The organism is Paenibacillus diazotrophicus, from assembly GCF_042610465.1.
In genome coordinates, this window is record NZ_JBGJZN010000006.1 from 231,334 (window position 1) to 257,328 (window position 25,995).

Annotated in this window: 21 protein-coding genes, 1 pseudogene and 1 riboswitch; of the genes and pseudogenes, 19 read left to right on the top strand and 3 right to left on the bottom strand. The window is 50.9% G+C overall.

The annotated features are described in order from the left end of the window. The first annotated feature begins 4 nt into the window (after window positions 1-4). The 12 genes and pseudogenes from ACAN54_RS21960 to ACAN54_RS22015 all read left to right on the top strand — a co-directional run bounded on the left by ACAN54_RS21960 (window position 5) and on the right by ACAN54_RS22015 (window position 12,137). Complete coding sequence (locus ACAN54_RS21960) at window positions 5-679, top strand: precorrin-8X methylmutase (protein WP_379160470.1); 675 nt, start codon at window positions 5-7, stop codon at window positions 677-679. A gap of 51 nt (window positions 680-730) precedes the next feature. Further along, entirely contained in the window at window positions 731-1,882 is a 1,152-nt protein-coding gene (locus ACAN54_RS21965) for a cobalt-precorrin-5B (C(1))-methyltransferase (protein WP_379160473.1), read from the top strand. After that, the gene (gene cbiE / locus ACAN54_RS21970; RefSeq protein WP_379160476.1) at window positions 1,875-3,107 is read left to right on the top strand and encodes a precorrin-6y C5,15-methyltransferase (decarboxylating) subunit CbiE; all 1,233 of its coding nucleotides are present in this window, start codon (window positions 1,875-1,877) and stop codon (window positions 3,105-3,107) included. Before ACAN54_RS21965 ends, cbiE begins: the two co-directional genes overlap by 8 nt. A 53-nt stretch (window positions 3,108-3,160) precedes the next feature. After that, the gene (gene cobI, locus ACAN54_RS21975) at window positions 3,161-3,889 is read left to right on the top strand and encodes a precorrin-2 C(20)-methyltransferase (RefSeq protein ID WP_379160479.1); all 729 of its coding nucleotides are present in this window, start codon (window positions 3,161-3,163) and stop codon (window positions 3,887-3,889) included. Then, window positions 3,886-4,689: a precorrin-4 C(11)-methyltransferase gene (cobM, locus tag ACAN54_RS21980; protein ID WP_379160482.1), complete on the top strand. Its 804-nt coding sequence runs from the start codon at window positions 3,886-3,888 to the stop codon at window positions 4,687-4,689. Before cobI ends, cobM begins: the two co-directional genes overlap by 4 nt. Continuing rightward, window positions 4,682-5,785 carry a cobalt-precorrin 5A hydrolase gene (locus ACAN54_RS21985; protein ID WP_379160485.1) on the top strand — a complete coding sequence of 368 codons (1,104 nt, stop codon included), beginning with the start codon at window positions 4,682-4,684 and terminating at the stop codon, window positions 5,783-5,785. Before cobM ends, ACAN54_RS21985 begins: the two co-directional genes overlap by 8 nt. Before the next feature lie 4 nt (window positions 5,786-5,789). Next, the gene (locus tag ACAN54_RS21990) at window positions 5,790-7,268 is read left to right on the top strand and encodes a cobyrinic acid a,c-diamide synthase CobB (RefSeq protein WP_379160488.1); all 1,479 of its coding nucleotides are present in this window, start codon (window positions 5,790-5,792) and stop codon (window positions 7,266-7,268) included. A 357-nt stretch (window positions 7,269-7,625) separates the two neighbouring features. Continuing rightward, window positions 7,626-7,763: pseudogene (locus tag ACAN54_RS21995) on the top strand (hypothetical protein); the annotation flags it as partial. A 395-nt stretch (window positions 7,764-8,158) separates the two neighbouring features. Next, window positions 8,159-8,557 (top strand): hypothetical protein, encoded by a 399-nt coding sequence (locus ACAN54_RS22000; protein WP_379160490.1) that lies wholly within the window; start codon window positions 8,159-8,161, stop codon window positions 8,555-8,557. A gap of 362 nt (window positions 8,558-8,919) precedes the next feature. Further along, window positions 8,920-9,801 (top strand): ROK family protein, encoded by an 882-nt coding sequence (locus ACAN54_RS22005; RefSeq protein WP_379160493.1) that lies wholly within the window; start codon window positions 8,920-8,922, stop codon window positions 9,799-9,801. A gap of 272 nt (window positions 9,802-10,073) precedes the next feature. Continuing rightward, on the top strand, window positions 10,074-11,093 hold the full coding sequence (locus ACAN54_RS22010; RefSeq protein ID WP_379160496.1) for an HRDC domain-containing protein: 1,020 nt from the start codon (window positions 10,074-10,076) through the stop codon (window positions 11,091-11,093). Between the two features lie 111 nt (window positions 11,094-11,204). After that, window positions 11,205-12,137 (top strand): 1-phosphofructokinase family hexose kinase, encoded by a 933-nt coding sequence (locus ACAN54_RS22015; protein WP_379160499.1) that lies wholly within the window; start codon window positions 11,205-11,207, stop codon window positions 12,135-12,137. 83 nt (window positions 12,138-12,220) lie between these two features. Here the strand turns inward: ACAN54_RS22015 and corA are convergent, their stop codons facing one another. Next, the gene (gene corA / locus ACAN54_RS22020) at window positions 12,221-13,156 is read right to left on the bottom strand and encodes a magnesium/cobalt transporter CorA (RefSeq protein WP_379160502.1); all 936 of its coding nucleotides are present in this window, start codon (window positions 13,154-13,156) and stop codon (window positions 12,221-12,223) included. 427 nt (window positions 13,157-13,583) lie between these two features. Continuing rightward, a riboswitch (SAM riboswitch) is annotated at window positions 13,584-13,683 on the top strand. Window positions 13,684-13,809: 126 nt separating this feature from the next. On the opposite strand from corA, the gene metA reads away from it, so the two are divergent. The 4 genes from metA (at window position 13,810) to ACAN54_RS22040 (ending at window position 21,958) form a co-directional block, all read left to right on the top strand. Then, entirely contained in the window at window positions 13,810-14,739 is a 930-nt protein-coding gene (gene metA / locus ACAN54_RS22025; protein ID WP_379160505.1) for a homoserine O-acetyltransferase MetA, read from the top strand. A 45-nt stretch (window positions 14,740-14,784) separates the two neighbouring features. Further along, the gene (locus ACAN54_RS22030) at window positions 14,785-15,963 is read left to right on the top strand and encodes an aminotransferase class I/II-fold pyridoxal phosphate-dependent enzyme (RefSeq protein ID WP_379160509.1); all 1,179 of its coding nucleotides are present in this window, start codon (window positions 14,785-14,787) and stop codon (window positions 15,961-15,963) included. Window positions 15,964-16,197: 234 nt separating this feature from the next. Beyond that, complete coding sequence (gene mqnC, locus ACAN54_RS22035) at window positions 16,198-17,334, top strand: cyclic dehypoxanthinyl futalosine synthase (RefSeq protein ID WP_379160513.1); 1,137 nt, start codon at window positions 16,198-16,200, stop codon at window positions 17,332-17,334. Between the two features lie 283 nt (window positions 17,335-17,617). Next, window positions 17,618-21,958, top strand: a complete 4,341-nt coding sequence (locus tag ACAN54_RS22040) for a bifunctional 2',3'-cyclic-nucleotide 2'-phosphodiesterase/3'-nucleotidase (protein ID WP_379160516.1) — start codon at window positions 17,618-17,620, stop codon at window positions 21,956-21,958. Between the two features lie 154 nt (window positions 21,959-22,112). Here the strand turns inward: ACAN54_RS22040 and ACAN54_RS22045 are convergent, their stop codons facing one another. Beyond that, entirely contained in the window at window positions 22,113-22,295 is a 183-nt protein-coding gene (locus ACAN54_RS22045; protein ID WP_379160520.1) for a transcriptional regulator, read from the bottom strand. Between the two features lie 156 nt (window positions 22,296-22,451). Here ACAN54_RS22045 and ACAN54_RS22050 point away from each other — a divergent pair, with 156 nt between their 5' ends. Beyond that, window positions 22,452-23,294: an SPFH domain-containing protein gene (locus ACAN54_RS22050; RefSeq protein WP_379160523.1), complete on the top strand. Its 843-nt coding sequence runs from the start codon at window positions 22,452-22,454 to the stop codon at window positions 23,292-23,294. Window positions 23,295-23,306: 12 nt separating this feature from the next. Then, on the top strand, window positions 23,307-23,477 hold the full coding sequence (locus ACAN54_RS22055) for a type II toxin-antitoxin system antitoxin (RefSeq protein WP_074109682.1): 171 nt from the start codon (window positions 23,307-23,309) through the stop codon (window positions 23,475-23,477). A 111-nt stretch (window positions 23,478-23,588) separates the two neighbouring features. Here ACAN54_RS22055 and ACAN54_RS22060 read toward each other — a convergent pair whose 3' ends face one another. Continuing rightward, window positions 23,589-23,906 (bottom strand): hypothetical protein, encoded by a 318-nt coding sequence (locus ACAN54_RS22060; RefSeq protein ID WP_379160527.1) that lies wholly within the window; start codon window positions 23,904-23,906, stop codon window positions 23,589-23,591. A gap of 49 nt (window positions 23,907-23,955) precedes the next feature. Here ACAN54_RS22060 and thrS point away from each other — a divergent pair, with 49 nt between their 5' ends. After that, complete coding sequence (thrS, locus tag ACAN54_RS22065) at window positions 23,956-25,893, top strand: threonine--tRNA ligase (protein WP_379160530.1); 1,938 nt, start codon at window positions 23,956-23,958, stop codon at window positions 25,891-25,893. The last annotated feature ends 102 nt before the right edge of the window (window positions 25,894-25,995 follow it).

Genomic DNA, 25,995 nt, shown 5'->3' on the forward strand with positions numbered 1-25,995 from the left:
AGCTATGGAATTTGGTACGGACTTTAAGCCGCTTACGGTGCAGCCGCAGGAAATTGAAAGTCTGAGCTTTCAAATGATTACCAGTGAGCTGGGGGAGCATGATTACAGCGCCATGCAGTATCCAGTCGTGCAGCGGATCATTCATGCTTCTGCCGATTTTGAACTGGGGCGGAGTCTCGTGTTTCATCCCGGGGCGGTGGAGGCGGGTATTTCCGCTATTTTGGCGGGAAAGCCCATTATTGCAGACGTGCGTATGGTGGAAGCCGGGATTGCCAAGGAGCGGATTCACAAATATGGCGGCGAAGTCCGGGTGCATATCTCTGATCCGGATGTAATTGAGGCTGCCAAGGCGGAAGGAACAACCCGCGCTATCCTCGCAACCCGTAAAGCCTGCGCTGAAGCGCCAGGCGGGATCTACGTGATTGGCAATGCGCCAACCGCGCTGCTGGAATTGATTCGTTTGATCAAAGAAGGTGCTGCAAAGCCTGGACTTGTGATTGGCATGCCGGTCGGATTTGTATCTGCTGCTGAGTCGAAGGATGAGTTGCGTAAACTAGATATTCCATATATCACTAACATCGGACGCAAAGGCGGCAGCACAGTTGTGGTTGCAGCGGTCAACGCACTCAGCCTGCTGGCTGTCCGTCAAGCGTCAGAGTTGCAGAATCAGGGCCAGTAGGGCCCTGGTGAATATCACCTGACACAGCAGAGAAGGGAGGCGAATTGGGTCATGGAACAACGGGAGTCACTGGATTTCCAGGGTAGTAAGCACGGCAGGGATTCCGGGTATGCCGATCCCTCAGTACCACTGCGCCGCGGTTATACGACCGGTGCCTGTGCTGCCGCTGCCGCCAAAGGCGCAGTGCTCCTGCTGGTTACCGGCGAAGTTCCACAGCGTGTGGAGATCGATTTGCCTGCCGGCTTCCGGCATACGTTCGATCTGACAGGGGGTGAGCTTACCGGCAGGGACTCGGCAATCTGTGCAACTGTGAAGGATGCCGGGGATGACCCGGATGCGACACATCAGGCAAGGATTGTGGCTGCTGTAAGCTGGAGCGATACTCCCGGTGTAGAGATAGACGGAGGCAAAGGTGTCGGGAGAGTAACGAAGCCGGGGTTACCGGTACCGCCCGGGGAAGCGGCGATCAATCCTGTGCCCCGGCGCATGATCCGGGATGCGGTGTCCGAGGTACTGGAGGAGCATGGCGCGGCCAGGGGGGTGCGGGTAGTCATCAGTGTGCCGGAGGGCGAGGCCATTGCACTCAAGACGTTGAACCCCCGGCTGGGCATCCAGGGCGGCATTTCTATCCTGGGTACTCGCGGTGTGGTGACGCCGTTCTCCACCGATGCTTACAAGGCGAGCGTGGTGCAGGCTATTTCGGTCGCTGCGGCCATGGAGAACAAGCAGATTATCCTGACCACGGGCGGAAGCAGTGAGAAATATGCTATGGCGATGTTCGGAGCGCTTTCGGAGGAAGCTTTTATCCAGATGGGTGAATATGTCGGCTACTCCCTGGAGCATGCCAAGGCTTACGGAATCCGTAAAGTTACGCTGGTGGGAATGGCGGGCAAGTACTCGAAAGTAGCACAGGGCGCGATGCTGATCCACTCCAAACATGCTCCGGTCGATTTCGGTTTTCTGGCCAGGATGGCGGCGGAGTCGGGAGCAGACCGGGAACTGGTAGCGGAGATTGCCGGAGCTAACACAGCTTCACAGGTTGTAGACCATATGACGGAGGCAGGGCATGATGGTTTTTTTGAACTGCTGTGTCTGCATGCCTGCAGGCATTGTATGGAACATATACATGGCGGCATGACGGTGGAGATGGTGCTGATCACCATGAAGGGCCGGGTGCTGGGAAGGGCGGAGATCCGTGGCTGACATTATATATATTATTGGCATCGGGGAGGACGGAGCCGGAGGCTTAACCCCGGATAGCCTGAGCAAAGTGCATGAAAGCGAAGTGCTGCTCGGCGGGGAGCGGCAGCTGTCTTTTTTCAGCACCTACCACGGGGAAAAGATTGTTCTGAAAAACGGCCTGAAGGCCTTTGCGGACAAACTGGAGGAAATATGGAAGGAGCGCCGTGTCGTGGTGCTTGCTTCGGGAGACCCGCTGTTTTTTGGCATTGCCGGGTATTTGGTCCGCAGGTTCGGTCCCGAGCATGTTGAGGTGATTCCACATTACAGCAGTGTGCAGCTAGCGTTTGCCCGGCTCGGAGACAGCTGGCAGGATGCGGAGCTGGTCAGTCTCCACGGCCGTCCGATCCGGGGGCTTGCCCAGCGGATTGACGGCAAGCGCAAAATAGCTCTACTAACCGATGAGGTCAATTCCCCTGCAGTTATAGGAGCCTATTTGCGCGAATTTGGAATGACGGAATATGAGGCGTTTGTCTGCGAAAAACTGGGTGGTTCCGGTGAAGTCTGCCGGTTCTGGGAATTGGATGAGCTCGAAGAGGGGGTCTTTTCTCCGTTAAATATAGTAATTCTGCGGTGGAAACGGGAGGACGATAAGGCTCTGCGGCGGGGTTTTGCCTATCCCGATGAAACCTTCCATCAGCGTTATCCGGAGAAAGGCCTGATTACAAAGCGCGAGGTCCGGGCACTTGTCCTGTCAGAGCTGAATTTGTCCGAGGACGCAGTCGTCTGGGATATCGGTTCAGGATCAGGGGCAGTGGCGGTGGAATGTGCACGGATTGCCCGTCTCGGCAAGGTATACGCACTTGAAAAAAGTGCCGAGAACCTGCCCAACATGGTGGCCAACCGCCGTAAATTTCGTGCTGATTTTGAGATTATCCATGACAAAGCCCCCAGGGGCTTGGACGGTCTGCCGGACCCGGATGCGGTGTTTATCGGCGGCAGCGGGGGCGAACTGAAGGATATTATTGCCCTCTGCGCTCAGCGGCTGCGGCGGGACGGACGGATGGTCATCGCAGCGATCACGATTGAAACACTTTATTCCGGTATGGAATCGCTGAAGCTTGCAGGATTGGCTGTCGAAGTGACGCAGCTCCAGGCTTCGCGGGGGAAGCCGATCCTCGGTATGACCCGGTTTGAGGGGATGAACCCTGTATATGTGGTTAGCGGACGCAGGCAGGACTGCCAATAGAGCAAGAGCTAGGATTAGCCACTTACTTAGCAGAACATAGGAGGGGAAAGCGTATGACAACAAAAGAAACGGGCAACGGGATCGGCAGCTTGTACGGTGTGGGCGTGGGTCCCGGTGATCCTGAGCTGATTACACTGAAGGCCTGTCGTTTGCTGAGGGAATGCCCTGTAATTGCCTACCCGGCTACCCAAAAGGGCGGGAAATCCTACGCCCACGAGATTGTAGAGATGCACGTCAATGCTAACGAAAAGGTTATGCTGGGACTGGTGTTCCCGATGACTAAAGACCCGGAACGACTGGCCAGCGGCTGGAACCATACGGCAGAGCTGTGCTGGAATGAGCTGAAGCTGGGGCGCGATATTGCTTTTGTGACAGAGGGCGATCCGAATCTGTACAGTACATTCATTCACCTGGCCCGGCTGATGCAGGAGCTGCATCCTGATGTGTCTATTGTTACGATCCCGGGGATTTCGTCACTGCTGGGTGCTGCTGCTGCGCTGGAACAGCCGCTTGCGGACGGCAATCAGCGAGTGGGGATTATTCCGGCTACAGACGATCGCGAGGCGCTGAAGGAGGCACTGCTGCATCATGATACGGTAGTTTTTTTGAAGGTGGCTAAAGTGCTGGATCTGGTGCTGGAGGTGCTGGACGAGCTAGATCTTGGAGGCAAAGCATCCGTTGTCACTAAGGTGACCTCGCCGTACGAGACAGTGTGGCGGGACGCCCGAGAGCTGCGTGGCCGGGAGCTGGAATATCTAAGTCTTATGGTGGTGAGCAAATGATAACAGCCAGTTTGGAGCCAAAGGTATATATCGTAGGAGCCGGCCCGGGTGATCCCGAGCTGATTACGCTAAAAGGCAGCCGGATCCTGCGCACCGCAGATGTGGTGCTCTACGCAGATTCTCTGGTTAGCGGGGAGCTCATTGCCAGCGCCAAGCCGGGAGCTAAGGTGCTGCAGAGCTCGGGAATGAACCTGGAGCAGCAGGTAGAGATCATGGCAGCGGCAGTGAAGACGGGTAAAAGCGTAGCCCGCGTCCACACCGGAGACCCCTCAATGTACGGGGCGATTCTGGAACAGATGTCGCTGCTGAAGCTGTGCGGTGTCAGCTATGAGATTGTGCCTGGGGTCAGCTCTGTATTTGCTTCAGCGGCGACTCTAGGCGCGGAGCTGACGGTGCCGGAGCTGACGCAGACAGTGATTCTGACCCGGGCTGAAGGCCGGACGCCCGTGCCGGAACGCGAGCAGCTGCGGCATCTCGCTTCGCATCACTGCACTGTGGCCCTGTTCCTCAGTGCTTCACTGGCCGGACATGTGTCAGCTGAGTTTCTTGCTGCCGGCTGGAGTCCGGATACGCCAGTGGCTGTCGTGAAGCGGGCGACCTGGCCGGATCAGCAGATTCTGCGGACTACGGTGTCCCGTCTTGCAGATGATCTGCAGGATGCGGGCATTACCATGCATGCGATGATCCTCGCCGGCTGGGCCCTTGATCCGACACTTACGGACCGGGATCAGCACCGCTCGAAGCTGTACGACAAGAAGTTTACCCACGGCTGCCGGGAAGGAACCGAATCCGATGGCTAACCGGTATGCAGCTGTTGCTATTACTACAAATGGTATCCGTCTGGCGCTGAAGCTGGGAGAGATGCTCGCAGATACAGATGTTTATGGCTATGCCAAGTACAGCAGGGACCTGCGTGAGTCTTCTTGCACCTTTCAGATATTCGCGGAACCGGTCAAAGAGCTGCTTCCGAAGCTGTTCCGGCAGTACGAAGGGATTATTTTGTTCTTTTCGCTGGGTGCGGCGGTCAGGCTGACTGCTCCTCTGCTGGGGAATAAAAGAACCGACCCCGCCGTCATCGTCATTGACGAGCATGGAGAGCATGTCATCAGCATGCTCTCCGGGCACCTCGGCGGGGCTAACAGGCTGACGCTGCAGATCGCGCAGCTGCTTGACAGCCATCCGGTGATCACTACCGCCTCGGATGTGCAGGGCACCTTCGCCGTGGACTTGCTCGGTTCAGAGTTCGGCTGGCGCGCAGAAGATTTCGCGCCGATGAGAACGGTCAGTGCCGCCCTGGTCAACGGGGAGGCGGTGGCCTTCCTGCAGGAGAGCGGCGAACGCGGCTGGCTGCCGCAAAGAGCGGTTCTGCCTGCTCATGTCCGCCTCTGCGGAAGCATGGCAGAGCTGCAGGAAGCGCCGTTCAGCGCGGCGATCGTGGTTACGGACCGGCTATTGTCCAAGCCGGAGTCGGTTGTATTAGGCGAGCGGGCCGTAGTCTACCGACCGCGCAGCCTGGTGCTTGGGCTCGGCTGCAACCGCGGCACCAAACTGGCGGAGCTTGAAGCGGTAGTTCAGGATACACTGGCGGAGCTGGGGCTTTCGCTTCACTGTGTCCGCAATGTGGCTACCGCCGGGATCAAAGGAGATGAGGCTGGTCTTTTGGCCTTATGTGCCAAATACGGCTGGAAGCTGGACCTGTATTCGCCGGAGCAGCTAAATACGGTTGTGCTGGAGCAGCCTTCGGAGACTGTATTCAAGGTGACTGGGGCTTACGGCGTCTGCGAGCCGGCGGCCCTGCTGTCTTCAGGTGCCCGGGATCTTGTACTGAGAAAGAAAAAAAGCGGCAATGCAACCATCGCTGTAGCGAGAGTCCGTTTTTCGGAAGCGGAGGAGTGATCAGATGAATGAGATAAGCAGACCGGCGTGGCCTTCCCAGGCCCGCCCGCGCATTGTGGTAGCTGGAACAGGCAGCGGATCAGGTAAAACCACAGTGACGCTTGGACTGCTCCGGGCGTTTGCCCGGCGCGGTCTGATGGTGCAGGCCTTCAAATGCGGTCCAGATTATATTGATCCCGCCTACCACGCGGCTGTAACGGGCCGGCCGGCCCGGAATCTGGATTCCTGGATGACCTCCAGCGAATATATGCTGGAGTATTATTTGCGTTCCTCGGAGGGGGCCGATCTGTCAGTAATTGAAGGCGTAATGGGACTGTATGACGGCAAAGAGGCAACAGCGCTTACCGGATCAACGGCGGAAATGGCTCTACTCACAGACAGTCCGGTGCTGCTGGTCGTAGATGTGCGCAGTATGGGCCGCAGTGCAGCAGCCATCGTCCTTGGTTTTGGGCAGCTGGAGCCAGGGGTACGCATCGCTGCTGTAATCGTGAACCGCTGTGGCAGTGCCAGCCATTACCAGACTGTCAAAGCGGCGATTGAAGCAGCCAGTGGTATTCCAGTCATCGGATGGTTGGAACGGGACCGGGAATTGGATATCCCGGAGAGGCATTTAGGACTATTGCCTGCTGCCGAGCGCGGTGAACTGGATCCGTTATTTGACCGTGCCGCCGATCTGCTGGAAGCCGGCACGGATCTGGATCTGCTGTTGAAGCTTGCTGCGGCCGCACCATCCCTGCGTTATCCTTTAGGGCAGGGATGGTGGCCTGAGCAGGTTCCAGTAGAAGAGAATCCGGCAGAAGATGTTCCTAAAGCTCTGGTCACTATACAGGACATTACGCCTGTCATTGCCGTTGCACGGGATGCCGCGTTCAATTTTTATTATGCCGACAATCTGGAGCTGTTGGTCCGCGCCGGGGCAAGTCTGGTGTACTTCAGTCCGCTTGACGGCGACGGTATTCCTCCGCACGCGGACGGAATCTACATCGGCGGCGGCTTCCCGGAAGAATTCGCCGCCAGAATCGCCGGGAATGCTGCCTTCCTGGATGGCTTAAGGGCAGCTGCGGCAGCTGGAATGCCACTGTATGCGGAATGTGGCGGCTACATGGTGCTGGCCCGCAGTCTCACCGACCGCAGCGGGGCAGTACACAAGATGGCCGGGATTATTCCCGCCGCCACGGTCATGCAGGAGCGGCGCGCTGCACTCGGCTACCGCGAAGTAACAGCACGTGCGGACTGCCTACTGCTGAAGCGGGGGGAACGAATACGCGGTCATGAGTTTCACTACTCCCAGATGAGTTATGCGCCTGAGGAGCCACAATTGTATGCCTATGACAGTCACGGCAGAAGCGGAAACCAGCCTGAGGGTTACGCGGACGGAAATATCTTGGCTGCCTATGCGCATATTCACCTGGCATCCTATTTTCCGGCGGCATTCCGGCTTGTAGAAGCCTGCCGCAACTACCACGAAAGAAAGACTTTATGAAGCTATATATGATAGAAATGACTGCCAACGAATAGAATAAAGGAAAAATGTAGGGAAACAGAAGAGTACACTTGTACGAAAAAATGAGCACAAGTAAAATATAGGTATTAATTGAATATGGACTGGGCATGACGTTCCTTCAAAAGAGGGGGAGGGTTGATGGAAGTGAAAAGCTACCATGACTCGGATATTTTTTTACAAAACTGACCCAGGATGTCATGAAGACAGAAACGTTATGTGAAATACCATTAAAAACAAGAAAATGAGGGTATGCTCAATGACGTTACAAAACTTATTTGATGAAAAACCAACCAAATTATGGAATGAAAGAATGATAGAATATGGAGATGCGCTTAAATGAATGAGGAAAATGGCTATTTTATTGAAACGATGGAGCGTGAAGAATTAGTTGATTTTATTGACAAGGCAGCTAAGCTAGCTGAATTAGTAATTGAGGAGGATCAAGATATTACAGAAGAATGGAGGGAATGGTAACAGTTCTTCACATAACACAAATCCACGCCTCGGGCTCAAGACAGTCCGGCAAGGATACCAATAGAGCAAAGCCTTGCCGGACACAACTGGCATACGCAAAATAATTAAAGTGTGAAGACTTTATTCTTGTTGACAAAATACACCTCGCTTGAAAAGTAACCTGGAAGTGGCTAGCGACTATGCCAACAAGAAAGGTGTGTACCCCGCTAATGTTATAACAGCATTCCCTGTCCGAACAGTATTGGAAAATCCCTCACCACGCAAGTATTTCCAGATCGATTGGTCTTTGCCAAAACATCTAAACAATAATAACATATAATTAGATACTCATATAATTAGAAAAATTCATATACTTTAATGTGACACAAACACATGAACATACTCAGGAGGTATTTATGAATAGAGTGATCGAGATTCTTCTTTATACTCTGAAAGCTGGCACTGGCGACGAGTTCCATAAAATCATGCATGAGATCAGTGTTCCTCTGCATACCAGCATTGGGATGGATGTTGTTACCTACGGTAATTCCCTGCACGATCAGGATGCTTATTACCTTATCAGGTCTTACGATAACCTGGACCACCTTAATTCTTCTCAAGATGCGTTCTACAATAGTGAGGAGTGGAGAAGCGGCCCACGAATGGATATTATCGAACGGATAAATACAAGTTTAAGATTCGTGGTTTCGCTCAGCCCCGATGCGATTGAAGGACTTAGGCGATCGGGAATGCAGGAAGCAACAACTGAGTTTTTAAGGATCAATAGTTCAACAATAGGGACAAACATTAGTTAAATGACAACAGCGGCAGTCTAAGGCATTATTTATCAAGTCTTGTTCTGCCTCTGCTTCTTTTAAGCAATCAACCTAATTCTTTAATTCACCGGACAATTCGCCAATCCTAAGGTTCGAAATAAATCTACCTTTCCAGTTTTATTTTTTGGTATGTCAACCGCTTGTCATATATCTGCATGCCACGTATAATAAGGGCAAGAGGCACCAATGCCCGCTTTTTAAGCGGCGATATATACTAGAATGGAATTTTCGGGAGGACGCCCAATTTGGTTTCGCCCAGTTTGAGGTTTCCGTAACAATGTCCTAACATGGGGACAACGCTAATTGAGAAGAGCACGTGTATGGGAAGGGAGACTGCTGCAGTGAAAGTACTTGGAGCTATTGAAGCAGGGGGAACAAAGTTTGTATGCGGGATTGGACATGAGGACGGTACGATTATCGACCGGGTCAGCTTTCCGACAACCACGCCCGAGGAAACAATGGGGCTTGTGCTGGATTATTTCACGGGGAAAAATGTAGAAGCGATCGGCATTGGTTCATTCGGACCCATTGACCCTGTGATTGGCAGCCCGACCTACGGCTACATCACAACCACCCCTAAACCCTTTTGGGGACAATATAATCTGGTTGGAACAGTTGCCGGACATTTTTCCGTGCCTATCGGCTTTGATACGGATGTGAACGGTGCGGCGCTGGGAGAATACAAGTGGGGTGCGGCCCAGGGGCTTGACAGCTGCCTGTATATCACAGTCGGTACAGGTATTGGGGCTGGTGCGGTAGTAGGAGGCAAGCTGGTTCATGGCCTGTCTCATCCTGAAATGGGGCATATTTTTGTGCGCCGCCATGCGGAAGATACGTTTGCCGGCTTTTGTCCGTATCATGGTGATTGCCTGGAAGGATTGGCGGCAGGTCCGGCGATTGGCACCCGCTGGGGTATACCGGCAGGGGAACTGGCACCCGAACATCCGGCCTGGGCAATGGAAGCCCACTACCTGGCGCATGCACTGATGAATTACGTGCTTATTCTCTCTCCGCAGAAGATTGTCATGGGTGGCGGAGTCATGAAGCAGAGTCAGCTTTTCCCGCTGATTCATGCTCAACTTCAGGAACTGCTGGGCGGCTACGTCCAGCATCCGGCACTGAATGAGGCCATAGACAGTTATATTGTACCGCCGCAGCTGGGAGACAATGCGGGTTTGTCCGGAGCAATTGGGTTGGCTAAACTGGCATTGGACCGGGAGTAGCATAAGAACGGATCCATCTTTAATACTTGTAATAAAAAGAGATTGACTGTTTCTCCATAAATAGGTATTGTAAGCATTAACAGTATAGCATTCAGAGGAAGCACCTCTTTCACGCAATTCGTGAGAGAGGTGCTTTTTTGTGTCTAAACTTAAGGATGTATAGCTTCATGCTTACTGTCATCCTTTAATTCCCCGGTGCTGTCCGGCAAGCGGGGACGCTGATCAGTACCGGGATGATGCATACTGTATGACTAGGAAGGTAGGGAACGCAGATGCAAATTGTATTTATGAACCGTTTGTCCAGAATATCAGGGGCCGATCAGGAGGTATTCGCCCAGCTCTGGATCGGGGAAGAAGAAGGTCTCTGGCGCCTTGGCTGGCGTGAATTCTCGGGCACAGAGGAAATGGGAGATAACGTGTGGTATGAAGGCGGCTCCTGGAATGAGATGCTCTGCGTTTACCGGCATGAGCTGGCGGTGAAGATGGGGGATGGCTACCGGCCGCTGATCGATGGTTCCTTTCACGAGGAGGACAGCCCCACGGGCTTACGCAATCAGGAGCAGCTGAAACTGCAGTATTTCAGCGAGCAGCATGGCAATGAATCTATCTATGAAGAGCTGTGTGCATGGCGCCGGGGTAAGGCTTCCAGTGAACGGAAGGCGCCTTATATTCTTGCCAGCAACCGGCTGCTGCGAATGCTGAGTGCCTTTCTACCCCGTACCCCGGAGGAGCTGCTGCAAATTCCGGGTGTGGGTGAAGGCAAGGCTTCGCAATACGGCGGAGACTGGCTGAACATTACATCTGGCATAGAGCGGGAGCATAGTTTTCCGCTGGGCTGGGTGCATGAAGCCGTTGACGAAGAGCATTTTATGTCCTGGCAGTATAAGCAGAAAGAGCTGAAATACAAGAAGCAGCTGGAGCGCTTGCGGCTGCGAAGAGTGCTGCTGCAGGGAATTGAGGACGGTCTCGGCATGGAGCAGCTGAAGGTACAGAGTGGAGTGAGCCGTCGTGAAGTGCTTGAAGCTGTAGAGGAGCTGGAAAAGGACGGCTATTCCGTGGAGAAGCTTATTGCGCTTGAACTGGCGGATATATCCCCAAGTGAGCTAGACGGAATATGGACAGCCTATGAGCTTATGGGAGATACCTTCCTGAAGCCCGTTCTTTTCAAAGCCTATGGGGAAGCCTTCACTCCTGCAGAAGGGCTGGATGTCTATTATGAGCGGCTGCGCCTAATCCGCATTCGGTATCGGCGGGGGCAGGCGGTTCAGTTAGGTTCGGCAACGAATTTTTAGTTTCGGCAGACTGGTGTCTTGAATGAAGCAGTTTCCTTGGAGTTCTCTCTTTAGGAAAATACAGTGTATTGGAGTAAAATACAGGTATTCCGAGTAAAAGGAGAGAACGCTATGATCGTAACATTAACGGTTAACCCTAGCGTGGATGCCAGCACAGGGATTGAAAAGGTGGTGCCGGACCATAAGCTGCGCTGCCGGGAAGCTTCTTATAAGCCTGGAGGCGGCGGGGTCAACGTATCCAGGGCCATCCACAGACTGGGTGGCGATTCCCTGGCCCTGTATGCATCTGGCGGACTGCACGGGCAACTGATTCATGAGATGCTGGATAAGGAGGGGGTCAGCCACCAGGAGATCCCGATTTCCGGACAGACACGGGAAAATCTAATTGTCGTAGAGGAATCCACAGGACAACAGTTCCGGTTCGATATGCCGGGTCCGCGGTTTATTGAAGGTGACTGGGAGCAGTGCCTGGATCAATTGAAATCGTTGGCAGGGAAACCATCGTATATTGTGGCGAGCGGAAGCCTGCCTCCAGGCTGTCCGGCAGATTTCTATGGCCGTGTTATTGAAGCGGTGAAGCCATGGCAGGCGAAGGTTATTGTGGATACCTCGGGCGAAGCCCTGCAAAAGGCGGCGGATGCTGGCGTATATCTGCTCAAACCCAATGCACGCGAGCTTGAGGAGCTGGCCGGACACGCAATTACAGGTGATGCCGAAGTTCGGGCGGCTGCGCTGGAGCTGATCGAGCAAGGACGGACAGAGGTGGTACTGGTGTCGCTTGGCGGAGAGGGAGCCCTATTGATTACAAGGGAGGGTTGCGAGCATATCAAGGCACCTGAAGTTCCCGTGCTGAGTGTGGTAGGGGCCGGTGACAGTCTGGTGGGCGGGCTGGTCTACAGTCTGGAACGGGGCTGGCCGCTGCGCCGGGCGGTTCAATTCGGAATCGCCTCCGGAGCGGCGGCGGTAATGAACCCCGAGCGTGAGCTGTGCAAACGCGGGGATACGGAACGGTTGTTTGCGCTAATCGAGGCAGCGGATGCTTAAGCTCTGATATAAACCAAAAAGACGAAGGCTTCCTTACCATGAGGTATAGGGGGCCTTCGTCCTGCTTATTCGTCCAATATGATTCATAGCCATTCCTTTTTGCGGAAAATAAACAGCATCCCGCAGCCAAGTGTGACCATAACGGCAATGACTCCATAGTAGCCGTAACGGGTATGGATTTCAGGAATATTATCAAAGTTCATCCCGTAAATCCCTGTAATAACCGTCAGCGGCATGAATATCGTGGTAATAGCGGTGAAGACTCTCATGATCTCATTCGCGCGGTTGGCAATACTGGATTGGTAAGCTTCGCGTAAGTTGCCCATGAGATCGCGGTATGTTTCAAAGGTTTCAGAGATCTTGACCGCATTTTCATAAATATCGCTAAAATATTTCTGCAGCTGATCATCGATCAGACGGAGGTCTTTTTTGTTAAGGGTATTGATAACTTCCTTCTGTGGTCCCAGCATTTTCTTCAGCCAGAGAATTTCACTCCGCAGACCGATGATCTCGCTCAGATGCGATTTCTTGGTATGCATCAGGATATCCTCTTCCAGTTTCTCAATCCGCGCCTCTATCCGGTCACCAACGGAGAAAAAGTTGTCTACGACAAGGTCGATCAGCAGATAAAGGAACCGGTCCGGCTCACTAACCTCTTGCTCCCACAGGACGGGCTTCAGCACACGCAGTTCGTGGATCTTTTGCTTGGTCACGGTGATAATGAAATGTCTGCCCAGAAACACGTTGAGCGCCCGGAGGAAGATCTCTTCATCATCAAAACGGATGCTATTAACTACAATAAAATAATGGCTCTCATAAATTTCAAGCTTTGGACGCTGATCCTCTTCGCTGAGGCAGTCTTCAACGGCCAGATCATGCAGATTGTACAAAGGCTGAAGCAGCTCCAGATCCTCAACATCCGCATCAATCCAATAAAACCCCTCTGCAGGGACTGTCAATGTTTCTTCAATGTCATCTACAGGTGTAAAAACGCCTGCGTTTACCAACCGGATTTTCATCTGATTCCGCTCCTCTTGACCCCGGTCTTCTCCAGGGCTTGTGCTAATATAGGCACAGGGAAAAATCAGCTTGGCCGGTGGTACGGTCAATCCATGAGGCCAAATGACGGTTCGAGGGCATGAAGAAGAAATGCTCCCGCCGCCGGCAAGCTGATGTTAATCCTGTGTGGTTGCTCTTTCTGGACGCTTAACTGCGAACTCGGGTCGCCTTCCATTCTTCTCTCACCTCTTCTTATCGTCAGGTAGGGCCTTTGAAACCCTTGTCTAGTATAACCCCCGGGTATAGGTCTTTCAAGCTAAATTCTTTACGCTTAAAAGGGCCTACTAGCATTGTATGGACTTGACGAAAAGGAGGTTCATGATTTAAAGTAAATTTTAAGAAAAGCATTTAACGTTATGTGACTTTTTCTCAATTGAATACAGCTAAATCTTATCAAGAGCAGGTGGAGGGACTAGCCCGATGAAACCCGGCAACCGGCGTGTGAACGCACGGTGCTAATTCTTGCGGAAGCTTTTGCAGGTAAGCCAATCAGGCTGCCTGGCACAAGTTCTCTGGCAGATGAGAGAGGCACATATGACTAACAGATATATGACCTTTCTCGCCCGAGAAAGGTCTTTTTTATATTCATTTTAACGGAGGAGTGGAAACTGTAATGCCAATTAAAATTCCCGACAGCCTGCCGGCCAAAGAAGTATTGTCCGGAGAAAATATTTTTGTAATGGATGAAAGCCAGGCTTTCCACCAGGATATCCGCCCGCTTCGTATCGCTATTCTGAATTTGATGCCTACTAAGGAAACCACGGAGACGCAGCTGCTGCGTCTGGTCGGGAATTCACCGCTTCAGGTGGATGTTGTACTGCTGCACCCTAGCTCCCATACCTCGAAGAACACTTCGGCAGAACATCTGAAGAGTTTTTACAAAACCTTTGATGAGATCAGTGACCGCCGCTTTGACGGGCTGATTGTAACCGGCGCTCCGGTGGAACAGCTTGAATTCGAAGACGTGAATTACTGGGAAGAGCTTAAGGGAATATTTGAATGGAGCAAGCACAATGTGACCTCGACGATGCATATCTGTTGGGCCGCACAAGCAGGGCTTTATCATCACTTCGGCGTTCACAAGGTGGAACTGGAAGAGAAGTGTTTCGGCGTTTTTCCGCACACCATTAACCATACTAACGTAAAGCTGCTGCGCGGTTTTGACGAGGTGTTCCATGTTCCGCATTCCCGGCACACGGATGTCTCGCGTGAAGATATCCTTGCGAATCCCGAGCTGCAGATTCTTGCCGAATCCGAGGAAGCCGGAGTGTATCTGGTGTCGACGCTTGACGGAAAACAAATTTTCGTGACCGGACATTCCGAATATGACCCGTTGTCGTTAAAATGGGAGTATGACCGGGATATCGCCAAAGGAATGGATATTGCCATTCCGAAGCATTACTACCCTAAGGATGATCCGCAGCGCACACCGCCGGCTGTCTGGCGTGCTCATGCCAACTTATTATTCTCTAATTGGCTCAATTACTATGTATACCAGGAGACCCCTTACGATATAGACCAGGCCGATTATTTAGTATTTTAAAATATAGAAAATATATGTATACACCACACTTAGGAGGCAGCAGCAATGGATGAGAAACTGAGGATTGAGAGCAGATTGGCACAGATAGGTTCACTCGAGGACCCGGCTACAGGAGCAATTAATTATCCGATCTATAACGCTACGGCTTTCCGTCACCCCAGACTCGGGCAGAGCACAGGTTTTGATTATATCCGTACCAAGAATCCTACCCGCTCGGTGCTGGAAGAAGCTGCAGCACAACTGGAATCCGGCGATGCAGCCTTTGCCTGCAGTTCTGGAATGGGGGCGCTGACGACGGTATTTTCTTTGTTTGGACAGGGCGACCATTTGGTGGTTTCGCTGGACCTGTATGGCGGTACCTACCGTCTGCTTGAACGGATTCTTTCCAAATATGGCATCAGCGCTTCCTATGTGGATACGAATGATCTGGACGGGCTGGAGGCTTCGCGGCGTCCGAATACCAAGGCTGTATTTATCGAAACGCCTACCAATCCTCTAATGATGATTACAGATATTGAAGCTGTCTGTAGCTGGTCGAACCGTCATGGCCTGCTCACCATTGTAGACAACACGCTGTTGACTCCTTTTTTCCAGCGGCCGCTGGAGCTCGGAGCGGATATCATCGTTCATAGCGCAACCAAATATTTGGGGGGGCATAACGATGTCCTTGCCGGGCTGATTGTAACCAAAGGCACGGAGCTGTCGGCAGAAATAGCTATTCTTCATAATTCGCTGGGTGCAGTGCTTGCGCCGAACGACAGCTATCAGCTAATGAAGGGGATGAAAACACTTGCTCTGCGCATGGAGCGGCATGAGAGCAATGCCCTGGTGCTGGCCCGCTATCTGCTGGAGCATCCAGCCGTAGCTGAGGTTTTCCATCCTGGTCTGCCGGATCATCCCGGCTATGAGATTCAGAACCGCCAGTCCTCGGGCAACACCGGGATTTTCTCCTTCAAGGTAAAAGACGCCAGATATGTCGAGCCTCTGCTGCGCCATATCCGTCTAATCGCCTTCGCCGAGAGTCTGGGCGGTGTGGAGTCACTGATGACCTATCCGGCGGTGCAGACTCATGCCGACATCCCGGTGGAAATCCGCGATGCCGTCGGCGTAGATGACCGACTGCTGCGCTTCTCCGTAGGCATTGAGCATGTGGAAGACCTGATTGCGGACCTTGCCCAGGCTTTTGAAGCTGCACGGATTGAATTGGAAGAGACCGCCGGTTAGACTTTGACATTCAAATCATGAATCCTTATAGCAGCTTCCAAGCGGGGGCTGCTGTTTTTTTAGAGAATATATGGATTTATATATATCACCTATTAATATTGCAATAACGGCACCAGTAAAGGTTTTTCAAGCTGTTCAGATTGTGATACGATGGAGGAACGAGCGTATTTAAATGTTGTGCAAATTTTATTTATCCATTCTTATAATATGGGCATAAAAAGGAGGCTGCGAACGATGAGTGCGATAGATCTGATTCTGGACAAAACGTTGAAGGGTGAACGTCTTGGTCTGGAGGACACAATTCGGCTGTTCGAGAGCAATGAAATTGAGAAAATGGGCGCTGCCGCCGACGTGATCATGAAGCGTTGGCACCCGGACCCGCTGGCTACATTTGTCATTGGCCGCAATATTAATTATACGAATGTATGTGATGTGTACTGCCGTTTCTGCGCTTTTTACCGCAGACCGGGCTCGGAGGAAGGTTATGTACTGCCTGACGAGACGATTTTTCAGAAAATCCAGGAAACTATCGATGTGAACGGAACGGAAATCCTGATGCAGGGCGGAACCAACCCGAATCTGCCATTTAGCTACTATACGGATTTGCTGCGCGGGATTAAGCAGCGTTTCCCGGAAATTACGATGCATTCGTTCTCCCCGGCGGAGATTATGAAGATGGTCGAAGTATCCGGGCTGCCGCTGGAACAGGTGGTCCGCGAGATTCATGCTGCAGGCCTCGACTCCCTCCCCGGCGGCGGTGCAGAAATTCTGGATGACCGGACCCGCCGCAAAATCAGCCGTCTCAAAGGCTCTTGGCGTGAATGGATGGACGTGATGCAGACCGCTCACAAAATCGGCATGAACACTACGGCGACTATGGTAATTGGTCTTGGCGAAAGCATGGAAGAGCGTGCACTTCATCTGCTGCGGGTACGTGAAGCCCAGGATGAGTGTATTGCGAACAAATATGACTCCGAAGGCTTTCTGGCCTTTATCTCCTGGACCTTCCAGCCTGATAATACGAATCTGAAGCTGGACAGACAGTCCCCGGAGGAATATCTGAAGACAGTAGCCATCAGCCGGCTGGTGCTCGACAATATCAAGAACTTCCAGTCCTCATGGGTAACAATGGGGCCTGAGGTTGGCAAGCTGTCGCTGCAGTATGGCTGTAATGACTTTGGAAGCACCATGATTGAGGAGAATGTCGTGTCCTCGGCGGGCGCCACCTACAAGGTGAACATCGAGTCGATTACCCAGCTGATCCGCGAAGCAGGCAAGATTCCTGCGCAGCGCAACACGCGTTACGATATTCTGCGTACCTTCGAAGACGGGAATGTGAAGATTGATAATGATTTTGTAATGCAGAACTAATTTTGCAATAATAATCTATTTATTCATAACGTTGTGTGTAAGATTTTTTTGCGGCGTCTATTCTTGGGTGGTTTTGTTAATGAAAACCTCGAGAATAGGCGTTTTTTGTTTTTTTGTAAACATATGTCGTCATTTAGAACAAAAATAATAGTGATAAAGTGATATTTTACACAACTATTTAATAGATTTAATGGTTTCTGCTAGATTCCTATTTTTGGTTATGATACAATCTTGCGGTCAGCATAAGTAGGAATAAGAAACATATGGGGAGGATATCTGACTTATGGTAGAAAAAAGATGGAACAAGCCAGTAGCTACTTTATTGGCATCCGCTGTTCTTGCAGCGCAAGTGCTGGGCGGAGTTTTTGCAGTTCCGGTTTTGGGTGCAGGCAAAGCGGAGGCAGCAAGTGCTTCAACAATCGCTGCTCCTGGGACAGTGAAGTTGCGCTTGATGAGTACCACGGATGTTCACACCAATGTGTACGGTTGGGACTACTTCAAAAATGCAGCTTCCACTACAGTTGGTCTGGACCGCACATCAACGCTGGTTAAGGAAGCTCGAACCCAAGAAGCGAACAATCTCCTGCTCGACAACGGTGATTTGATTCAGGGTACACCGCTGGGTACATACATGGCCCAGGTATCGAATTTCAAGGCAAGCCAAGACCAGATTCATCCTCTTATCGCAGCTATGAACCTTATGGGCTATGATGCTGCAACGTTTGGCAATCATGAATTCAATTATGGATTGGATTATCTGGATCGCACAATCAACGGAAGCGCAACGGATAAATCAAATACGGATGCGGATTTCCCATATGTAAATGCTAACATTTATAATGTATCTGATGGTAAAAACACATTTACACCTTACGTCATCATTCCTAAAAAGGTTACAGACAGTAACGGTAATATGGTAACGATTAATGTCGGCCTCCTAGGTCTGGTAACTCCGCAGATTATGGATTGGGACAAGGTAAACCTTGAAGGCAAGGTAATCACCAAGGATATTGCTGAGACTGCAGCCAATTTTGTTCCTGAAATGAAGGCAAAAGGTGCCAATGTCATTATCGCAATGGCTCACACCGGGTTTGATGCCTCTGCGGTTGCAGGAACCGGTGCGGAAAATGCCATCAACCTGCTAAGCAAGGTTGATGGTATTGATGCAATCACCTTCTCTCATACACACAAGGTGTTCCCGACGAACGGGGATGACACTAAGCTGGATGCTTCCTTTAAGGATCCGGCAACCAAGAAGCCGTATGATTCTGATGTGGCAAAGATTGATAACCTCAACGGTCATATTAACGGTACTCCAGCAGTTCAAGCCGGTTATGGCGGGGGTAACCTGGGTCTGATCGATCTGGAGATTGTACCTGATGGCAGCGGCTATAAAGTCGATAAGGCATCTTCAAAGGCTTCGACACGCTCGATTGCCGGTGTAGCAGTTGATCCTGCTATTGATGCAGTTGCAGGAGCTGCCCATGAAGCCACGATCAAATACGTGAATCAGCCGTTGGGCAAGACCACTGCACCAATGAACAGCTATTTTGCTCTGGTACAGGATGATCCGACCGTTCAGATCGTAACCTATGCACAGCAGCAGTATGTTTCGAATCTGGTCAATACGGATGCTAAGCTTGCTCAGTATAAAGACCTACCGATTCTCAGTGTAGGCGCACCATTCAAGGCCGGACGTAACGGCCCTGAGGAATATACTGAAATCCAAAAGGGCGATCTTACGATTGCGAGTGCAAGTGATCTCTATCTCTATGACAACACGCTGAAAGCCGTTGTGGTTAAAGGCTCTACAGTGAAGGAATGGGTAGAGATGAGTGCAGGAGCGTTCAACCGAATCAAGCCGGCAATCACCACGCCACAGCCGCTTTTGAACTCGGCGTTTGCTGTCTACAATTTCGATGTTATTGATGGTATCAAATACACAATTGATGTAACCAAAAATGCGAAGTACAAGCCGGATGGAACGATTAATGATGCTTCTTCCAGCCGCGTGACTTCCATAACTTATGGCGATCAACCTTTGAATGATAATCAGGATTTCATCGTGGTTACCAATAACTACCGCGCAAGCGGCGGCGGGAACTTCCCGGGGGTTAAAGCTGGGAAGATGATTATTGACTCCCAAATGGAAAACCGCCAGGTACTGATGGATTATATCAGTGCAGCCGGAACTGTTGATCCGACCGCAGACAACAACTGGTCAATCGCTCCAATTAAAGGGAATGTCAATGTGACCTTCACTTCTTCACCGAAGGCGGCGGCTGTGAAGCCTGCCAATGTTACAGACACAGGCTCTAAAGACGTCAAAGGCTTTGAAATCTACAATCTTAATCTAAAAGAAGCTCCAGTTGCTCCAACCGGAGATGTGGAAGTTCACTTGCTCGGAATTAATGACTTCCACGGCCAGCTCGATACCACTTCTTATGTTACTGTGAATGGTGTTAGTGAACCAGTAGGGACTGCAGCAACACTCGCAGCGTACTTGAAAGAAACACGTGCGAAATATCCTAATGCCCTGCTGTTCCACAATGGTGACTCTGTAGGTGCATCTGCGCCGGTATCCTCGCTTGAGCGTGACGAGCCGACGATGGAATGGATGAACCTGATGAAATTCGATGTTGGTACGCTCGGGAACCATGAATTTGACCAAGGCGTTGAAGCCATGAAGACCCAAATTTATGGCGGTGCTGATCCTAAGAACACCAGCATTGTTCATAAAGGAGCGGATTTTGACTATATCAATGCCAATGCAGTAGACAGCACTACTGGGGCACCGATTATCAACCCTTACGTTATCAAAGAAGTAGGCGGCGTGAAAATCGGATTCATCGGTGTAGTTACCAAAGCTACGCCAAGTAAAGTATCTCCTGAAGGCACCAAAGGAGTAAAATTCCTGAGCGCCAGCGAAGAAGTAGCGGCTATTGAAAAATATGCTGCCGAGCTGGTAGCAAAAGGTGTGAAGACAATCGTTGTACTTGCACATGATCCGGCGACAACTAAAGCAGATGTGACCACGGGAGAAGCTGCTGATCTGGCTAATGCTCTGCCTGCGAACTCACCAGTTGACGTTGTTGTAGCAGGGGATAATCATGCACTTGCCAATGGCGTTGTAAATGGCAAGTTGATTGTTCAAGCCTATTCTTATGGTACGGCGTTCGAAGACATCAAGCTGGTTATTGATAGTGCAACTGGTGATGTGAAGAGCAAATCGGCAACTGTAACCAGTACACTTCAAAAAAATGTTACACCAGATGCGGAAACAGCAGCTTTGGTTAACAAATATCTGGCCAAGCACCCTGAGTTGACGAAACCTGTCGGTACAACAGACGGTACGGTCACTCGTACAGATGTTTACCTCAAAGAAGCTCCACTCGGTAACCTGATTGCCGATGCAATGCGTCAAGCTAACTTCGGTGATGGCAAAGGCTCCGCAGATTTCGCCTTTATGAATCCAGGCGGTATCCGCGCTGATCTACCAAAGGGCAATGTATCCTTTGGAGATTTGGCCAAAATCCAGCCATTCGGCAACACGCTGGTGAAGCTGACACTGACTGGTGAACAAATCAAGACGCTGCTGCAGCAGCAATGGGCAATCAAAGCTGACGGAACTGCAGATACGAAGACACTGCAAATTTCCGGATTGAAGTATACAGCGAATATGGATCTGCCAGTAGCTAGCCGTATTACTGCCCTTACTAAGACAGACGGAACACCAATCGACATGACTCAAAGCTACACAGCAGTGGTAAATAACTTCATGGCTGCCGGTGGTGATAACTACACCGTACTGACCAAAGCCAGTGCATCATTGGCAGGACCAACAGACCTGGATGTTTTCTATGATTATATTGTGAAGACGTTCAAGGGCGGTGCAATTACAGCCGCGGTTGAAGGCCGGATCAATAACGGAAAAGCTTCTGATCCGGGTAGCGTAGGAACGGTACCAACACCAACTCCTTCGGCTAAACCTGTACCTTCTGCAACACCTGCACCAACTGCTACACCTGTACCAACTGCGACTCCAGCTCCAACAGCAACACCTGCAATCACTTTTGGAGATTTGAGCAAAGTGGCTTGGGCCCAGACAGCGATCAATTCCTTGGCTGCTAAGGGAATCCTTAAGGGTGTTGACGGAACAAACTTCGCACCGAACAAAACAGTAACCCGCGCAGAATTCATAACCATGCTGGTTCGTGCCCTGAATCTCAATCTCAGTACTTCAGGAGCAAGCGCCACATTCAACGATGTGAAGCAAGGGGTATGGTACACTGATGCCATCGCAGCTGCTGTTAAAGCCGGTATTGTGAAAGGTTCCGGCAACGGCAAATTTGAACCGGGCCGTGAAGTGACCCGTGAAGAAATGGCGCTGATGATCGCTGCTGCACTTAAAGGTCAGTTGAAATCCATTGATACTAAGGCGGCACTGGCCAACTTCGGCGACAAGTCAAAAATTGCACCTTACGCCCAAGATGCAGTAGCTCAGCTTACACAGCTTGGTATTGTCAACGGGGTGGATGGACAGAAATTCGCACCGAAGAGCGATGCAACCCGCGCTCAAGCGGCGGTTATCATTTACCGTATGCTGGAAAAGAAGGTTTCCTAAGTTTTGAATCCAGCATGAAATAACAGATGCAAAAAGGAGTTCCGCCGTCATCCTTAGATGGCAGTGGAGCTCCTTTTTTGATGCAAGGATAAAGATTGATGACCTGTATGGCGAGAATCGTGCATTCAATTACAGCAAGGGTTTCATTGGGAATTTACTTAGAAGCGGCTTCCCACTTGCAGCGGACCGGGGAGACAATCGCATTTTCTTTTTTTAGCTCGGTGAAGGCTTTGTCGACAGCTTTGCGTTCCAGACCGGAGAGCTTTTCGACCTCGCCTGCGCTGAGCGGAGTTGCAGATGCCTTGATAATATCCAGTACTTGTTCCTTGACACTCATGTGTTCCACTTCCTTCATAAAGAATAGTATGACTTTGGATCGATTCTTTAGTATAAGAGAAAATCAGAGGTGATGCAGTGATGTTTTTAGTTTACAACAATATCCATAAGTGATATCATATCAATATCAATTACATATCTTATGGAGGTGCCTATCATGAAAGAAAAAACACTGCATCCAGTCAGCGGTTTTCTGGTTATTGCGCTTATTGCCATCTGCTTGGCAGGGGGGATTTACGGTGCAGCCTATGACTATGCTGTGGTTCCTGTAGTTCTGTTCGTCTTAGCAGGTGTGCTATGCACAAGTATCACGGTAGTACAGCCGAACAAGTCGGTTGTGGTAACTTTTTTTGGAAAATACATTGGTACTATTGCCACTAGCGGACTCTTTGCAGTTATTCCGTTCAGTGTCCGCAAGACCGTATCCCTGCGGGTGCGGAATTTCAACAGCGTCAAGCTGAAGGTCAATGATGTCGAAGGGAATCCAATTGAGATTGCTGCGGTCATTGTATTTAAAGTAATCAACTCGGCCAAAGCCCTGTTTGATGTCGACAAATATATGGCTTTTGTAGAAATCCAGAGCGAGACGGCACTGCGGCATGTGGCCAGCCGTTACCCTTACGACAATTTTAACGAAACGGGAATGTCTCTTCGTGCGAATTCGGATGAGATCGCCAAGGAACTTGCAGTTGAGCTTCAGGACCGCCTTTCCTTATCCGGTGTTGAAGTGATTGAAGCACGGCTGACTCATCTGGCATATTCCACTGAAATCGCCAGCACTATGCTTCAGCGCCAGCAGGCTTCTGCGATACTGTCCGCACGGCAGATTATTGTGGAAGGGGCGGTCGGTATGGTAGATATGGCGATCCGCCAGCTGAAGGAGAGCGGTGTAGTCGAACTTGATGAAGAACGCAAAGCGGCGATGATCAACAATCTGATGGTTGCGATTGTATCAGAGCGTGGAGCGAGTCCGGTCATTAATGCCGGCTCGTTGTACTAAGGGACGTTCCTTATGGCGGCCAAGAAAAGCTTTCCGCTGCGGATCGATCCCGACCTGCACGAAGCGCTGGAGCGCTGGGCGGGAGAAGAATTTCGCAGCGTAAACGGACACATCGAATATCTGCTGCGTGAAGCTTTGAAACGCGCAGGCCGCTTGCCTGAACGGAAACGCCGGGAAGAATAGACTTGTTGGGCAGAATGCAGCTTCTGCCCTTAAGCTATTTTACGGGGAATGGTATTGCGGTTGACTTAATGCAGGGACTGACTTGACGGAAGGCCGGAGGGAGAATTATAATTACACAAGATTCACGTTATCAGCGTTGACAAAGACATGGATGTTTACATGTAGGGCCGTTTCAGAGAGAGGGAACTTCAGGCTGTGATTTCCTCCGGTATCCGGTAATTCATCTACCCCTTTGTAGCTGCGGTTATGAACTCCCAAGTGCTGTTCAATAGCGGACAACCTGTCAGGGATAGTAAGAACCGCCGGTTCATGGCCGTTATCTCCATGCTGACGAAGGATTCCTGTAAGCCGGGAATCGAATTTGGGTGGAACCACGGGTGCAATCACTCGTCCCTTTGCGGGACGGGTGTTTTTTGTGTGCATGGACATTACCGTTCCGTAACTAATCTGTCTTACCAAAATATTAGGAGGAATAATCATGTCAGTAAATATCAAGCTTCCGGACGGCTCGGTCCGGGAATATGCCGATGGCAGCAGCATTGATGATGTTGCCGCTTCGATCAGCAGCGGTCTGCGCAAGAATGCCGCAGCCGGCAAGCTGAATGGAATTGTTGTAGACTTATCTACACCGCTGCAAGAAGGTGCGTTGGTGGAGATCGTCACTTTGGATTCGCCGGAAGGCCTCGAAGTGATGCGCCATAGTACGGCCCATTTGATGGCCCAGGCAGTACGCCGCCTTTTCGGGACTAAGGAAGTTAAGCTGGGTGTAGGCCCTGTGATCGAAGATGGCTTCTATTATGACATGGATCTGGAGCACCCGCTGAATCCGGAAGACTTGCTCAAGATTGAGAAGGAAATGGAACGTATCGTCTCTGAGAATCTGCCGATCGTGCGTCTTGAGGTTAGCCGCAAGGAAGCGTTGGATCGTTTCGGAGAACTGGGTGACCCCTATAAGCTTGAGCTGATTGAAGCATTACCTGAAGATAGTGTGATCTCGATTTATGAACAGGGAGAATTCTTTGACCTTTGCCGCGGTCCGCATTTGCCTTCCACTGCGAAGATCAAGGTCTTTAAGCTGATGAATGTAGCCGGAGCTTACTGGCGTGGAGACAGCAAGAACAAAATGCTGCAGCGTGTATATGGTACTGCCTGGATCAAAAAAGCTCAGCTTGATGAGTACCTGCACCTGCTGGAGGAAGCAAAGAAACGCGACCACCGTAAGCTGGGTAAAGAACTGGAGATCTTCACTTTCAACCAGCTGGTAGGACAAGGCCTGCCGATCTGGCTTCCAAAAGGCGCTAAGCTGCGCAGTATTCTGGAACGCTATATCGTTGATCTGGAAGCGAGCCTCGGTTACCAGCATGTATATACTCCGGTACTCGGTAATGTTGAGTTGTATAAAACTTCAGGACACTGGGAGCATTACCAGGAAGATATGTTCCCTAAAATGGTTATCGACACTGAAGAATTTGTGCTTCGTCCGATGAACTGTCCGCATCACATGATGATTTATAAGAGTTCGATGCACAGCTACCGTGATCTGCCGATCCGTATAGCCGAGCTAGGCACAATGCACCGCTATGAAATGTCAGGGGCGTTGACCGGGCTGCACCGTGTGCGTTCCATGACCCTGAACGATTCACATATCTTCTGCCGTCTGGACCAGATCAAGAGCGAGTTTACCCGCGTACTTGATCTGATCAAGCAGGTGTACAGCGATTTCGGTATTACCGATTACCGCTTCCGTTTATCTTACCGTGATCCGCAGGATACTGAGAAGTACTTCCAGAATGATGAAATGTGGGAGACTGCACAGCGTATGCTGCGTGAAGTGGCAGAAGAAGCCGGATTGCCGTTCTTCGAAGCCGATGGAGAAGCCGCATTCTATGGCCCAAAACTCGATGTGCAGATTCGTACAGCATTGGGCAAAGAAGAAACTTTGTCTACTGTGCAAATTGACTTCCTGCTTCCTGAGCGTTTTGAATTGGAATATGTCGGAGACGATGGACAAAAACACCGTCCGGTCGTGCTTCACCGCGGAATCCTGGGTACCATGGAACGTTTTGTAGCTTTCCTGCTGGAGAATTTTGCCGGCTCGCTTCCATTATGGTTGTCACCACAGCAGGTGAAGATCATTCCAGTGTCCTCAGCTTTTGATGATTACGCCAAAGAAGTGGAAGCCAAACTGCTTGCCAGCGGAATCCGGGCTGAAGTGGACCTTCGCAACGAGAAAATGGGCTACAAAATCCGTGAAGCACAGCTAGAGAAGCTCCCTTATATGTTCGTGGTGGGCGAGAATGAAATGAACGCCGGAAGTGTCTCCATCCGCAAGCGCGGAGAAGGCGATATCGGTGCCCAGCCGCTGCAGGAAGTGATTGCTTCCTTAGTTAAGGAAGTTGCGGAGCGTGTAATCTAACGCTTCAGTAACAGACCTTTTTTCGTATTTTTAGTGTCTTTCAATTAACCTCTGTCATATGCCGCCTGCGGCCAGTATTAACAGCTGCAGGTATAAAATTTT

Excerpts from the sequence above, each read along its gene's own strand:
- ACAN54_RS22030 (WP_379160509.1), top strand. The coding sequence starts at position 14,785 with ATGGATGAGAAACTGAGGATTGAGAGCAGATTGGCACAGATAGGTTCA.
- corA (WP_379160502.1), bottom strand. The coding sequence starts at position 13,156 with ATGAAAATCCGGTTGGTAAACGCAGGCGTTTTTACACCTGTAGATGAC.
- ACAN54_RS21990 (WP_379160488.1), top strand. The coding sequence starts at position 5,790 with ATGAATGAGATAAGCAGACCGGCGTGGCCTTCCCAGGCCCGCCCGCGC.
- mqnC (WP_379160513.1), top strand. The coding sequence starts at position 16,198 with ATGAGTGCGATAGATCTGATTCTGGACAAAACGTTGAAGGGTGAACGT.
- ACAN54_RS22060 (WP_379160527.1), bottom strand. The coding sequence starts at position 23,906 with ATGTCCATGCACACAAAAAACACCCGTCCCGCAAAGGGACGAGTGATT.
- ACAN54_RS22055 (WP_074109682.1), top strand. The coding sequence starts at position 23,307 with ATGGCGGCCAAGAAAAGCTTTCCGCTGCGGATCGATCCCGACCTGCAC.
- ACAN54_RS22015 (WP_379160499.1), top strand. The coding sequence starts at position 11,205 with ATGATCGTAACATTAACGGTTAACCCTAGCGTGGATGCCAGCACAGGG.
- thrS (WP_379160530.1), top strand. The coding sequence starts at position 23,956 with ATGTCAGTAAATATCAAGCTTCCGGACGGCTCGGTCCGGGAATATGCC.
- ACAN54_RS22045 (WP_379160520.1), bottom strand. The coding sequence starts at position 22,295 with ATGAGTGTCAAGGAACAAGTACTGGATATTATCAAGGCATCTGCAACT.
- ACAN54_RS21960 (WP_379160470.1), top strand. The coding sequence starts at position 5 with ATGGAATTTGGTACGGACTTTAAGCCGCTTACGGTGCAGCCGCAGGAA.
- ACAN54_RS21965 (WP_379160473.1), top strand. The coding sequence starts at position 731 with ATGGAACAACGGGAGTCACTGGATTTCCAGGGTAGTAAGCACGGCAGG.
- cobM (WP_379160482.1), top strand. The coding sequence starts at position 3,886 with ATGATAACAGCCAGTTTGGAGCCAAAGGTATATATCGTAGGAGCCGGC.
- ACAN54_RS22000 (WP_379160490.1), top strand. The coding sequence starts at position 8,159 with ATGAATAGAGTGATCGAGATTCTTCTTTATACTCTGAAAGCTGGCACT.
- ACAN54_RS22010 (WP_379160496.1), top strand. The coding sequence starts at position 10,074 with ATGCAAATTGTATTTATGAACCGTTTGTCCAGAATATCAGGGGCCGAT.
- ACAN54_RS21985 (WP_379160485.1), top strand. The coding sequence starts at position 4,682 with ATGGCTAACCGGTATGCAGCTGTTGCTATTACTACAAATGGTATCCGT.
- metA (WP_379160505.1), top strand. The coding sequence starts at position 13,810 with ATGCCAATTAAAATTCCCGACAGCCTGCCGGCCAAAGAAGTATTGTCC.
- ACAN54_RS22050 (WP_379160523.1), top strand. The coding sequence starts at position 22,452 with ATGAAAGAAAAAACACTGCATCCAGTCAGCGGTTTTCTGGTTATTGCG.
- ACAN54_RS22040 (WP_379160516.1), top strand. The coding sequence starts at position 17,618 with ATGGTAGAAAAAAGATGGAACAAGCCAGTAGCTACTTTATTGGCATCC.
- cobI (WP_379160479.1), top strand. The coding sequence starts at position 3,161 with ATGACAACAAAAGAAACGGGCAACGGGATCGGCAGCTTGTACGGTGTG.